This is a genomic window from Ruegeria sp. CG11, assembly GCF_056537245.1.
On record NZ_JBQFRE010000003.1, the window covers coordinates 72355 to 84805 of the forward strand.

A 12451-nucleotide genomic window follows, 5' to 3' on the forward strand; every position below is an offset into this window, starting at 1 on the left:
CAAAGGCGGCGGGGTATGACATGGCGCCATATGAACAGGTTACAGCCCGGGGAGCAGGGATGAGCGACACCGACAGTTTTATTGATGAGGTGACCGAAGAGGTCCGCCGCGACCGTCTGTTCCTGCTGCTGCGCCGCTGGGGTTGGGTCGGCGTTTTGGCCGTAGTCCTGATCGTAGGCGGTGCCGCCTTCAACGAGATTCGCAAAGCCCGGACCACCAGCGCGGCGGAAAAGCTGGGGGATGAGATTCTGAGCGCGCTGACGCAGAATGACTCCGCGGAACGTGCGGCCAGCCTGGCCAGCATCGATGCGGCCACGCCCGGCGGCGATGCCGTTCTGAACCTGCTGCTGTCCTCGTCGCAGATCGAGGCCGGATCACGCGAAGACGCTGTGAACAGCCTGAATGCCGTCGCCGTTCAGGGCGACCTTCCCGAGATCTACCGCGCCATTGCCGCCTTCAAGGCGCTGCTGCTGCAAAGCGACACTTTGCCGGTCGCCGACCGCCGCCAGCAGTTCGAAGCTCTGGCCGCACCGGGCGCACCCCTGCGGTTGCTGGCCGAGGAACAGCTGGCTCTGATCGACATTTCCGAGGGCAACAACGATGCGGCGATCGAGCGGCTGCAGGCGATGCGTCAGGACGCAGAGATCGGCGTAGACCTTCAGCAACGTGCCGCACAATTGATTGTCGCGCTCGGCGGCGAACCGGAACCGTTGGTGGCCCAGCAGGGCTGATACGGCGGCAAAAAGAATGACAGGCGAGTTCGGAGCATCATGGTGACAAGTCTTTTCTCCCGCATTGGATTGTCGGTTGCGGCACTATCTCTGACGGCGCTTGCTGCCTGTGAAGAGCCTGAGGTCATTCTGCCCGGCGAGCGCGAGGATATCCGTCCGGCCTCGGATACTGAGACCACCGAAACCCGCGGTTCGAAGCCGATCAGCCTGCCGGCGCAAAAGGCGAATGCCAACTGGTCGCAAAGCGCTGGAACGCCGGCTTACCGCACCACCAATGCGGCCCTGCGTGCCACGCCCCAGCGCATCTGGTCCACCTCGATTGGCGACGGAGATTCGCGGAAGCGGCGCATCACCGCCGAGCCTGTCGTTGCAGGTGGCCTGATCTATACGCTGGATTCCGGCGCGACCGTCTCGGCGGTTACCCCGCAGGGGCAGGTGGCGTGGAACACGAACCTTATCCCTGCGAACGACGGGGATTCGGATGCGACCGGTGGCGGACTGGCCTATGCAAACGGAGTTCTCTACGTGTCGTCCGGCTTTGGGCGGCTCACGGCACTCGATGCGAAATCCGGCGCGATCAAGTGGCAGAAACGCCTGAATGCGACTGGCAGCGGTGCACCGCTGGTCAATGACGGCCTGTTGTATTTGGTTGCGGGTGACGAAACCGGCTGGGCCGTGAACACCAAGGATGGCCGCATCGCCTGGCAGATTCAGGGTACGCCGAGCGTTGGCAATGTGCTTGGCGCACCGGCTCCGGTCATTGCGTCAGAATTTGCGGTGTTCGCTTTCGGCTCGGGTGACGTGGCTGCGACCTTCCGCAAGGGCGGCATCCGGCGCTGGAACGCGTCAGTTGCGGGCGGGCGCCGTGGGCGTGCTGCGGCGCAGATCGTGGACGTAACCGGCGGCCCGATGGTTGTTGGCGACAAGATTTATATCGGTAACCACTCGGGCCGGACCGTGGCATTCGACGCGGGCTCGGGCGAGCGGATCTGGACTGCGGGTGAAGGTGCCGTTGATACGGTCTGGCCTGCAGGCAACAGCCTGTTCCTGATCAGCGACCGCAGCCAGCTGGTCCGTTTGAATATCGCGGACGGCTCGATCGTCTGGGCGCAGGACCTGCCAGGCTTCGTCAAGGACAAGCCGAAACGTCGCGGCCCGATCGTTGCCCATTATGGTCCGATATTGGCGGGCGGGCGCATCGTGGTCGCCTCGAATGACGGTTACCTGCGGTTCTTCAACCCTGTGGACGGGACGCTGGTGAACAGGGTCGAGGTGCCCGGTGGCGCCACCACGGCCCCCGTTGTGGCGGGGCAGACGTTGTACGTCGTATCGACCAAAGGTGAACTGCACGCTTTCCGTTGACGACAAGATGCGTTAAAGGGCGCGTCTGAGTCTTGAAAGTTGAGTATCATGTCGCTGACCCTCGCCATCGTGGGGCGCCCGAATGTGGGCAAATCCACTCTGTTCAACCGCCTTGTGGGCAAACGTCTGGCTTTGGTCGACGATCAGCCCGGCGTGACGCGTGACCTGCGCGAAGGCGAAGGGCGTCTGGGCGATCTGCGTTTTACGGTGATCGATACGGCGGGTCTTGAGGACGCGACCGATGACAGCCTACAGGGCCGGATGCGTCGCCTGACCGAACGCGCGGTGGACATGGCCGATGTCTGCCTGTTCATGATCGACGCCCGTGTGGGTCTGACCCCGACCGATGAGATGTTCGCCGAGATTCTGCGGAAACGCTCGAAACACGTGATCCTTGCGGCGAACAAAGCCGAGGGCAGCGCGGCGGATGCCGGTGTGCTTGAGGCCTATAACCTGGGTCTTGGTGAGCCGGTTCGCTTGTCGGGCGAGCACGGTGAGGGGATGACCGACCTTTATGCGCAGCTGATGCCCCTGGCCGATGCAGCGGCCGAAAAGGCCGAGGATAACGCGCCTGAAATCGATGTCGAACTGGATGAGGATGGAGAGGGTGAAACCCCTCTGATCAGCGCAGCCAAGCCTTTGCAGGTGGCCGTCGTTGGGCGTCCGAACGCGGGTAAGTCCACTCTTATCAACAAGATCATCGGTGAAGACCGCCTGCTGACCGGCCCCGAGGCCGGGATCACGCGCGATGCGATCAGCCTGCGGATCGACTGGGCCGACCCGGATGGCGGCAGCACCCCTATGCGTATTTTCGATACGGCGGGGATGCGCAAGAAAGCCAAGGTGCAGGAGAAGCTGGAAAAGCTCTCGGTCTCTGACGGTCTGCGCGCGGTGAAATTCGCCGAGGTTGTGGTGGTTCTGCTGGACGCTGCGATTCCGTTCGAACAGCAGGACCTGCGTATTGCTGACTTGGCAGAACGCGAGGGCCGCGCCGTGGTTGTCGCCGTCAACAAATGGGACATCGAAGAAGACAAGCAGGAAAAGCTGCGCGATCTGAAAGAGTCGTTCGAGCGTCTGCTGCCGCAGCTGCGCGGCGCACCGCTGGTTACCGTGTCCGCCAAGACCGGCCGCGGGCTGGAGCGTCTGCGCGCCGCCATTTTGCGTGCCCATGATGTCTGGAACCGTCGCGTCCCCACCGCGGCGCTGAACCGTTGGCTGACCGCGATGCTGGAACAGCACCCGCCGCCAGCTCCGCAGGGCCGCCGGATCAAACTGCGCTATATGACACAGGCCAAGACCCGTCCCCCTGGGTTCGTGGTGATGTGCTCGCACCCCGACAAGATGCCGGAAAGCTACACGCGCTATTTGGTCAACGGTCTGCGCGAAGATTTCGACATGCCGGGAACGCCAATCCGCCTGACGTTGCGCGGGCAGGGCGACAAGAACCCCTATAAGGGGCGGCGCAAGAAAAACGCGGGCGCGCTGGCCAAACATCTCAAAGGTCGCGCGTAACTGCGCCAATTTTCAGCATTTTTGGCTGAAGGGCGTGACAGCCCGGCTGCCGCAGGCTAGCATTCGCCTGTGCGCATGTGTTTCTGTGTGCGCGACTTGAATAATAGGAAGATGCAAATAGTTTCGTTGTGATACTAACTTGGCCAACCGTGGGGACAGGCTGAATGAATTTGCGGGAATATACACGACAATATGCGGTGCAGGACAATCGGCTGGCTGCACTGAGCTATTTTGGAACATTCGCGGTTTATTTCACGTCGCTGGCGCTGGCCATTGTATATGTCGACCGCTGGTACATCATGATCCCCGCCGGGATCGTCTTCGCCTTTTCCGCTGTGCGGCTTTACGTGTTGCAGCATGATTGCGGACACCATTCCCTGTTTGAAACGCGTGAACAGAATGAATGGGCCGGGCATGGGTTGTCTCCGTTCACCTTTGCTCCGTTCGAGGTGATGAAGCAGAACCACAACCTGCACCACGCGGGCATCGGCAACTTGGAACATCGGGAAACCGGTGAGATCCACACTATGACCCTGCGCGAGTGGAATGAAGCGGATTGGAAAACCCGTTTGTTCTATCGGCTTTACCGCAACCCATTCATTCTGGTTCCGGTTGGCGCGCTGTTCACCTATTTCATCCGCTATCGCTGGCCCAAGAACACGGTTCGGTTCGGGGCCAAGGGCGTGGTGCTGCACAACCTGTCCATCGTGGTGTTCCTGGGTCTGCTTTATCTGATCGCAGGCTCGACAGGCATTCTGGTCTGGCTGGTGTTCTCTCTGCTGGGCGGGATGCTGGGCGTGTTCCTCGTCTATCTGCAGCACAATTTCGAGGACACCTATTGGGACCGCCGCCCGGATCTTGATCCGCAACTGGCGGCCCTGCAGGGGTCTTCCGCGTTGGATTTCGGCTGGTGGTTCGACAACGCGGTGGCGTGCATTACCTTGCATGACATTCACCATTTCAACGCGCGCATTCCGTCTTACCGGTTGCGGGCGTGCCACTATAACCTGCCGCCCGAATACACGCCGCGCCGGATCAAATTCCCCGAGGCCGTGGCGGCACTGAATCTGAAACTTTGGGACGAGGATGCCAAACGCCTCGTGCCATTTCCGAAAAAGGACTCAACCGGTACGCTGGCGCACAGCAGTTGACAACTTGGGGCGGCTTTGGCCGTTCATTGGCTTGCTGCTATGTATATTCAGCGTATATACGTTAGAGCGCAGGGAAAAAGAAAGGACTCGCAATGACCGCAGTGACCAACGTGAAGGGTGTAGGTGAGGCGCTGGGGCAGGCGCTGACCGCTAATGGTTTCAAGACCGCCGAAGCCATCGCCAAAGCCAGCCCCACCGACCTGGTCAAAGTTTCTGGAATTGGTGTTGCCCGTGCGCCGTTGCTGATCGCCGCAGCGAAAGAGGCGATTGCGGCAAAACCAGCTGCGGCCAAACCGGCCGCGAAACCTGCGGCCAGAAAACCCGCTGCCGCCAAGCCCGCAACGCGCCGCACCCCGGCCCGTAAACCTGCGACGCGCAGACCTGCGGCCCGGAAAACCGTCGCCGCTGCAGCCGCCGAAAAGCGTGCTGAAGACGCTGCACGCAAGGCAGCCGAGGAAAAGGCCGCAGCCGCGGCCGCCGAAGCGAAAGCCCGCAAAAAGGCTAAGGCGAAAGCCAAGGCTGAAAAGGCCGCCAAAAAACTGCAAGAGATGGAAGCCGTGTTCTCGAAGGCAAAGGACAAGGTAAAGGCCAAGGCCAAGAAGGACAAAAAGTCCAAGAAGGACGACAAGAAAAAAGCTCAGAAGAAAAAAGACGACAAGAAGAAAGATAAAAGCAAAGACAAGAAGAAAGGTAAGAAAAAGGCGAAGAAGTAAGCCCTCTCCGCCTTTTGGGTTGTCGAACCGGTGCCGTTTGAGGCGCCGGTTTTTTTAGGCCAGCGTGCCGTCCAGTTGCAGGATCAGCTTACCGCCCAGATAGGGGGCCAGAACCTCGGGCAGGGTGACTGTGCCATCGGCGTTCTGGCCGTTTTCCAGCACGGCAATCAGGCAGCGACCAACGGCTAGGCCCGAGCCGTTCAGCGTGTGAACATATCCCGGCTTGCCGCCGCCTTCGGGGCGGAAGCGCGCGTTCATGCGGCGGGCCTGAAAGTCACCGCAGGTCGAGACCGAGCTGATCTCGCGATAGGTGTCCTGACCGGGTAGCCATGCCTCGATGTCGTAGGTGCGGCGCGCGCCAAAGCCCATGTCGCCGGTGCACAGGATCACGGTGCGATAGGGGATGCCCAGTTTTTCGAGGATACCCTCGGCGCAGCGCAGCATGCGTTTCTGCTCGTCGTCCGATTTATCCGGATGGGTGACCGAGACCATCTCGACCTTTTCAAACTGGTGCTGGCGCAGCATGCCACGGGTGTCTTTACCGGCGCTGCCTGCCTCTGACCGGAAGCACAGCGAATGCGCGGTATAGCGGCGGGGCAAGTAGCTTTCCTCGATCATCGTGTCGTTGACGATGTTGGTCAGCGAGACCTCGGAGGTCGGGATCAGCCACCAGCCCTCGCGGGTTTGATAGCTGTCTTCACCGAATTTCGGCAGCTGACCGGTGCCTTGCATCATCTCGGATAGGACCAGAACCGGGCCGTTCACCTCGGTCAATTCGTTTTCGTTGATATGCGTGTCCAACATGAACTGCGCCAGCGCCCGGTGAATGCGGGCAACACCACCGGACAGCAGCACAAAACGCGAGCCGGAGAGTTTCGCGGCGGTTTCAAAATCCATGCCGTTCTGAACGGCTTCGATCTCGAAATGCTCTTTGGGTGCAAAGTCCAGTTCGCGCGGCGTGCCCCAGCGGTTGATCTCGACATTGTCGTTCTCATCCGCACCTGCGGGCACGTCCTCGGCGGGCAGGTTGGCGATGCGGATCAGCTGGTCGGTCAGCAGGGCGTCCAGGTCCTTGGCTTCGGTCTGCATGCGCGCGACCTCGGCCTTTTTCTCGGCGACCAGAGTGCGCAGACGTTCGAACTCGGCCTCATCGCCGCGCCCTTTGGCTGCACCGACCTCTTTGGACGCCTTGTTCTGTTCGGCCTGCGCGGTTTCCGCGGCCAGAATCTTGGCGCGGCGGCTTTCGTCCAGCCTCAGCACATCTGACGACACCGGCGCGTCCCCACGGCGCGCAAGGGCGGCGTCGAAGGCGGCTGGGTTTTCGCGAATGGCGCGGATGTCGTGCATGGTTCAGATCCTTAAATGCGTGAATCACTGAAACCGCTTATGCACCATCTGAAAGGCAGGGTGTAGCACCGGTTACGACTTATCCGCGCCCTCGTGCGATTCATGTGCCAGGTGGCCATCCCATTCCTCTGCCGGGATTTTTGGCTCGGGCGGATCGGCCATGTAAGAGGGCGTCATGATCTGCACATTGTTCTCATTGAAGACGGCCACGATGTTGCGGTGCAGGTCCGAGCGGATTTTCGGGATGATGCTGCCGCGCGTGGTATAGCCGTTGATCTGATAGTTGATCGCGTAATCCGCCAGAGCGGTCCACAAAACAAAGGGTTCCGGCTTGGCCTTGATCCCCTTGGTCCGATGGGCGGCCTCGATCAGCATCGCTTCGACTTTCTCGGGCGGCTCTTCATAGCCGATGCCGACGGTGGTGTGCAGCAGCAGCCCACTGCCATCGGTTTTCTTTGAGAAATTGACCACGTCCGAATTCATCAATTGCGCATTGGGGATCGAGATCAGTTCGTTCTTGATCGATTTCAGATGCGTCTCCATCAGCTTGATCTGAACCACGTCGCCAATATGATCCCCAATCTGAATGCGGTCCCCGATCGAGGTTGAACGGCGATAGATCACGAACAGCCCGGCCAGCATGTTCGATACGACCGAGTTCGCCCCCAGCGACAACATCGCCCCGACCAGAATGGTCAGGCCCTGAAACGCAGCCGAATCCGAGCCTGGTATGTAGGGCACCGCAAAAACCAGCGCGATCAGGATGACAACGACGCGGGCGATGTTGAACGTAGGGCTGACCCAATGTTTCTCGAAATCGCCCATGTCGAATGAGCCGGCCTCGACCGCGTCAAAAAACACACGCAACCCTTTGATGATGTACATCGTCACCCAGGCGATCAGACCCAGCATGATCATATTTGGGATGTAGCTGAGGATACCTTTGAAGATCAGCAGAACCGGCTCGGTCAGATAGGTGAGCAGCAACTGCGCGAAATAACGGGTTTCGGCAAAGGCCAGCAGGACGAAGGACAGATAGTAGTAGAAGCCCAGAAAAAAGATCACCAAAAGAACGAAGTTCAGCCCGTAGCGGACTAATGCGGCAATTGCTTCGGCCTGAACGCTTTTGGCGGTGGCGGTTTCCACATCCTTCAGGTGTCGTTTGACGAATTTCAGCGTGCGTCGCCGAATTCTTCGGTGCAACCAAAGGATGGCCACGACAAAGATAACAAATCCGAACGTCCAGGCGGCGGCTTCGATAGCACCGGATACGCGCGCCTGTTCGGTGCGATTGGCGCGATAGGCCTCGATGGCTTGTTCGATCGCAGTGCCGTGCAGCACGCTGAGGACGCCCAACTCCATCTGGTCCAGTTCGGAATCGGCAGTGGTGACGATCGAGATTCTCTCGCCATCGGCCATAATCCATGTACCAAGTTCGGTCTCTTCATAGGTGATCTCGACCGAAGGCGCGTCCGAGGCTTCGGCGATTTCTATGATCTTGTTCTGCACGCCTTCCGCGCGCTCTGGCGCGGGCAGGGCGCTGGACCCCCGGACCTGAAACAAAACGTCCCCATCCACGATGACAGGGGCCATGAAAGCATCCGACTCGTCGACCTCGGACGTGACATTTTCGACGGGCGTTTCCTGAGCCCAAACAGGACCCGAAAACCACAGGCTCAACACCAGTGGGATCAAGAAATAAGGCAATAAAAGGAAGGGCTTGAAATACCGTACCATGTGTCCCCCTTGCCCCGAACTATACCCGGTTTCGGCAATGTTCATAGGGCATATCTGCAACGCTTTGTGTGTTCTTGGTAGGGTCGGGTCGGGTTCAGATGGGTCACAGCGCCGCCTTTGCTTGCAAAGGTTCAACTCAAAGCATAGGTTCTCGCCAAATTTGCGGAGCCCTCCGCATCATCAAAACAAAAGGAATATCCCATGGAAGGTGGCGCAATCGCCCAGTTTCTCCCGCTGATCCTGATCTTCGCGATCATGTATTTCCTGCTGATCCGTCCGCAGCAGAAGAAGATGAAGGAACACCAGGCCATGGTCGAAGCCGTGCGCCGGGGCGATCAGGTGGTCACCCAGGGTGGTCTGATCGGCAAGGTGTCGAAGGTCAAGGAAGGCGAGAACGAGATCGAGGTCGAACTGGCCGAGAACGTCAAGGTCCGTGTGGTCAAGTCGACCATCGCTCAGGTTCTGAACAAGACCGAACCGGCGAAGTAACTTCGCGCGATAATTCCTTGAAAAGGCAGGGTAATGCTGCAAATTGATACCTGGAAGCGGGTTCTGATCTGGTTGGTCTGCGTGACCGGCTTGCTGATGGCCCTGCCGAATGCGTTCTACACGCGCGTCGAGCAATCCAACGATGCCAAGGCCGCGATCGAGCTTGGCATCGAAACCCCCGAAATGCAGGCGCAGGCGGCGCAATGGCCGAACTGGCTGCCGTCGTCGCTGGTCAATCTTGGCCTCGATCTGCGCGGCGGGGCGCATCTGCTGGCCGAAGTGAAGGTCGAAGATGTCTACGAATCCCGGATGGAGGCGATGTGGCCCGAGGTCCGCGACGCCCTGCGGGACGAGCGCGCAACCGTCGGCACGATCCGCAAACAGGAATCGGCCCCCGATGAGATTCGCGTGCTCATCAGCCAGCCCGAAGGGATGTCCCGAGCGCTGGAAGTTGTGCGCGGTCTGGCCCGTCAGGTCCAGACGCTGACCGGCGTTGGTGCAACCGATATCGAGGTGCGCGCCGAGGGCAATACCCTTGTTGTGCAATTGTCAGAGGCCGAGAAGCTGGCCTCGGACGACCGCACCGTTCGTCAGGCGCTGGAAATCATCCGCCGCCGGATCGACGAGGTCGGCACACGTGAGCCCACCATTCAGCGCCAGGGCGCCGACCGTATCCTGATCCAGGTGCCGGGCATCGGCAGCGCGGGTGAATTGAAAGAGATCATCGGCACCACGGCGCAGCTGACCTTCAACCCGGTTGTGGGTCGCGGCACCGAACCGGGTGTTGCTCCGGGCATCGGGGAAAAGGTTGTTCCGTCTATCGACGAAAGCGGCGTGTTTTACACCATCGAATCCGCCCCGGTCGTGACAGGCGAGGAACTGGTGGATGCGCAGCCCTCGTTCGACCAGAATGGTCGCCCGGCGGTCAGCTTCCGGTTCAACACGTCCGGCGCGCGCAAGTTCGGTGACTACACCCGAGACAACATCGGCGCTCCTTTCGCTATCGTACTGGATGACGAGGTGATCTCGGCCCCTGTGATTCAGGCACATATTGCCGGCGGATCGGGGATCATCACCGGTAACTTCACCGTAGAGGAAAGCACCAATCTGGCCGTTCTGCTGCGTGCTGGCGCGCTGCCCGCCGGGTTGGAGTTCCTCGAAGAACGCACGATCGGCCCCGAGTTGGGTCAGGACAGCATCGACGCGGGTAAAACCGCGACCATCGTGGCTTTTGTCGCGGTGCTCAGCTTCATGGCGCTCAGCTATGGTCTGTTCGGCGTGTTTGCCAATATCGCGCTGATCATCAACGTGGGTCTGATCTTTGGCCTGCTGTCGCTGATCGGGGCCACGCTGACCCTGCCGGGTATTGCGGGCATCGTTCTGACGGTGGGTATGGCAGTGGACGCCAACGTGCTGATCTTTGAACGTATCCGCGAGGAACTGAAATCCGCCAAAGGTCCGGCGCGTGCCATCGAATTGGGTTATGAAAAGGCGTTGTCGGCCATTGTCGACGCTAACGTGACGACGTTCATCACAGCGGTGATCCTGTTTGCCATGGGCAGCGGCCCAGTGCGCGGTTTCGCGATTACGCTGGGTCTTGGTATCCTGACCTCGGCCTTCACCGCAATCTTCGTCACGCGCCTGTTTGTCGTGATGTGGTTCGAACGCCGCCGCCCGAAAACGATCGAGGTTTGACATGAGACTGAAACTCGTACCCCAGAATACCTCGTTCGATTTCTTCAGCCGCTGGAAAGTTTGGCTGGGCATCTCGGCCCTGATGATGGTTGTGGCCTTCACCTCCTTCATGCTGCAGGGGCTGAACTTTGGTATCGACTTCCGCGGCGGGACCACGATCCGGACCCAATCCACGCAAGAAATCGACATCGGTGCCTATCGTGACGCCATCGCGCCGCTGGAGCTGGGCGATGTGACGATAACCGAGATTTTCGATCCAACTTTTGGAGACGACGAGAACGTCGCTATGATCCGCATTCAGGCGCAGGCTGATGCCGAAGCGGTCTCGGCCGCCACGGTCACCGCGGTGGAAGAGGCGTTAAAGGTTTCCGTGCCGGATATCGAATTTGTCTCGGTCGAATCCGTTGGTCCCAAAGTGTCGGGCGAGCTGATCCAGACCGCCGTAATCGCGGTGATGCTCGCTATCGGGGCGGTGCTGGTCTACATCTGGCTGCGCTTCGAATGGCAGTTTGCGCTGGGGGCCGTGGCCGCGCTGGTGCATGACGTGATCCTGACCATCGGTATCTTCTCGGAGCTACAAATCCGGTTCGATCTGGCCATCATCGCGGCGCTTCTGACCATCGTGGGTTACTCGCTGAACGACACTGTGGTCGTGTTCGACCGGGTGCGTGAGAACCTGCGGAAGTACAAGAAGAAGGACCTCAAAGAAGTTCTGAACATCTCGATCAACGAAACGCTCAGCCGGACGGTGATGACCTCGGTGACCACGCTGCTGGCGCTGATCTCGCTGTATGTGCTGGGCGGCGACGTGATCCGCGGCTTTGTCTTCGCGATGATCTGGGGTGTGATAGTGGGCACCTATTCGTCGGTCTTCGTGGCCTCGACCATCCTGCTTTGGCTGGGGGTCAAGCGCGACTGGTCCAAGCCGTCCAATACGGCGGGCAATCAGTTTGCCAACATCGACGCCTGAGATTTTCGGCCAGTCCCCAACGGGGCTGGCCGTTATCGTTTTTGCGGCCTTTCTCGGCGGCATTGTGCGCGGGTTTTCCGGCTTTGGAACCGCGCTGATCTTCCTGCCGATCTCCACCCCCTTCCTTGGCCCGTTCGGAGCCCTGATCGGCCTGACCATCATGGACATCTTCGGACCGCTGCCGAACCTGCGCAGGGCCTGGCGTGCGGTGGATCGTGGTGATCTGGTGCGACTCGCGGCCGGATGCGCGTTGCTGCTGCCAGTGGGATTATGGGTGCTGACGCGGGTTGAGCCCGAAGTATTTCGTTACGCGGTCAGCTTTCTGGCGCTCTTCATGCTGGCCGTGCTGATTCTCGGGCTGCGGTATCATGGTCGCGTCGGTCGCGCGATGGTCGCCGGTATCGGCGGTGCGGCGGGTTTTCTGGGCGGCGTGGCTGGGTTGCCCGGTCCGGCGGTGATCCTGTTCTACATGTCGCGCCCCTTACCGGTCGAGGTAATCCGCGCGACGATCCTGCTGTTCCTGTTCGTCTTCGATTTCCTGATCCTCGGTTTTCTGACCGGCATGGGGCGGGTCACCTGGCCCGCTGTGGCTTTGGGGTTGGTGTTGTCCGTGCCGAACTTGCTGGGCAACTGGCTGGGGGGCTGGCTGTTCCGGCCCGAGTACGAACGGCTTTATCGCGCCGCTGCTTATCTGGCGATCGCGGTTGCGGCCTTGTCGGGGCTGCCGCTTTGGGGCTAGAAGGT

Annotated in this window: 11 protein-coding genes; 9 read left to right on the forward strand and 2 right to left on the reverse strand. The window is 60.1% G+C overall.

Annotation, left to right across the window (positions count from 1 at the left end):
* Nucleotides 1-59: 59 nt before the first annotated feature.
* The 5 genes from ACR0KW_RS09675 (at nt 60) to ACR0KW_RS09695 (ending at nt 5469) form a co-directional block, all read left to right on the forward strand.
* The gene (locus ACR0KW_RS09675; protein ID WP_480804796.1) at nt 60-731 is read left to right on the forward strand and encodes a hypothetical protein; all 672 of its coding nucleotides are present in this window, start codon (nt 60-62) and stop codon (nt 729-731) included.
* Nucleotides 732-770: 39 nt separating this feature from the next.
* Nucleotides 771-2093: an outer membrane protein assembly factor BamB family protein gene (locus ACR0KW_RS09680; protein WP_480804797.1), complete on the forward strand. Its 1323-nt coding sequence runs from the start codon at nt 771-773 to the stop codon at nt 2091-2093.
* 48 nt (nt 2094-2141) lie between these two features.
* Nucleotides 2142-3605: a ribosome biogenesis GTPase Der gene (der, locus tag ACR0KW_RS09685; RefSeq protein ID WP_480804798.1), complete on the forward strand. Its 1464-nt coding sequence runs from the start codon at nt 2142-2144 to the stop codon at nt 3603-3605.
* A gap of 164 nt (nt 3606-3769) precedes the next feature.
* Nucleotides 3770-4756 carry a fatty acid desaturase gene (locus tag ACR0KW_RS09690; protein ID WP_480804799.1) on the forward strand — a complete coding sequence of 329 codons (987 nt, stop codon included), beginning with the start codon at nt 3770-3772 and terminating at the stop codon, nt 4754-4756.
* Between the two features lie 92 nt (nt 4757-4848).
* Nucleotides 4849-5469 carry a helix-hairpin-helix domain-containing protein gene (locus ACR0KW_RS09695; RefSeq protein WP_480804800.1) on the forward strand — a complete coding sequence of 207 codons (621 nt, stop codon included), beginning with the start codon at nt 4849-4851 and terminating at the stop codon, nt 5467-5469.
* A gap of 54 nt (nt 5470-5523) precedes the next feature.
* On the opposite strand, the gene serS is transcribed toward ACR0KW_RS09695, so the two are convergent.
* Nucleotides 5524-6816, reverse strand: coding sequence for a serine--tRNA ligase (gene serS / locus ACR0KW_RS09700; protein ID WP_480804801.1), 1293 nt, complete (start codon nt 6814-6816; stop codon nt 5524-5526).
* A 72-nt stretch (nt 6817-6888) separates the two neighbouring features.
* Complete coding sequence (locus ACR0KW_RS09705; RefSeq protein WP_480804802.1) at nt 6889-8553, reverse strand: mechanosensitive ion channel family protein; 1665 nt, start codon at nt 8551-8553, stop codon at nt 6889-6891.
* 201 nt (nt 8554-8754) lie between these two features.
* Between ACR0KW_RS09705 and yajC the strand changes: the two genes are divergently transcribed.
* The 4 genes from yajC to ACR0KW_RS09725 are packed head-to-tail and all read left to right on the forward strand — an operon-like array spanning nt 8755 to nt 12446.
* The gene (gene yajC, locus ACR0KW_RS09710) at nt 8755-9042 is read left to right on the forward strand and encodes a preprotein translocase subunit YajC (RefSeq protein ID WP_170325331.1); all 288 of its coding nucleotides are present in this window, start codon (nt 8755-8757) and stop codon (nt 9040-9042) included.
* 33 nt (nt 9043-9075) lie between these two features.
* Nucleotides 9076-10737, forward strand: coding sequence for a protein translocase subunit SecD (secD, locus tag ACR0KW_RS09715; RefSeq protein WP_480804803.1), 1662 nt, complete (start codon nt 9076-9078; stop codon nt 10735-10737).
* Nucleotide 10738: 1 nt separating this feature from the next.
* A complete protein-coding gene (gene secF / locus ACR0KW_RS09720; protein WP_480804804.1) occupies nt 10739-11707 on the forward strand; it encodes a protein translocase subunit SecF in 969 nt (322 codons plus the stop codon).
* On the forward strand, nt 11688-12446 hold the full coding sequence (locus tag ACR0KW_RS09725) for a sulfite exporter TauE/SafE family protein (RefSeq protein ID WP_170325328.1): 759 nt from the start codon (nt 11688-11690) through the stop codon (nt 12444-12446). The genes secF and ACR0KW_RS09725 overlap by 20 nt, the downstream gene beginning before the upstream one ends.
* The last annotated feature ends 5 nt before the right edge of the window (nt 12447-12451 follow it).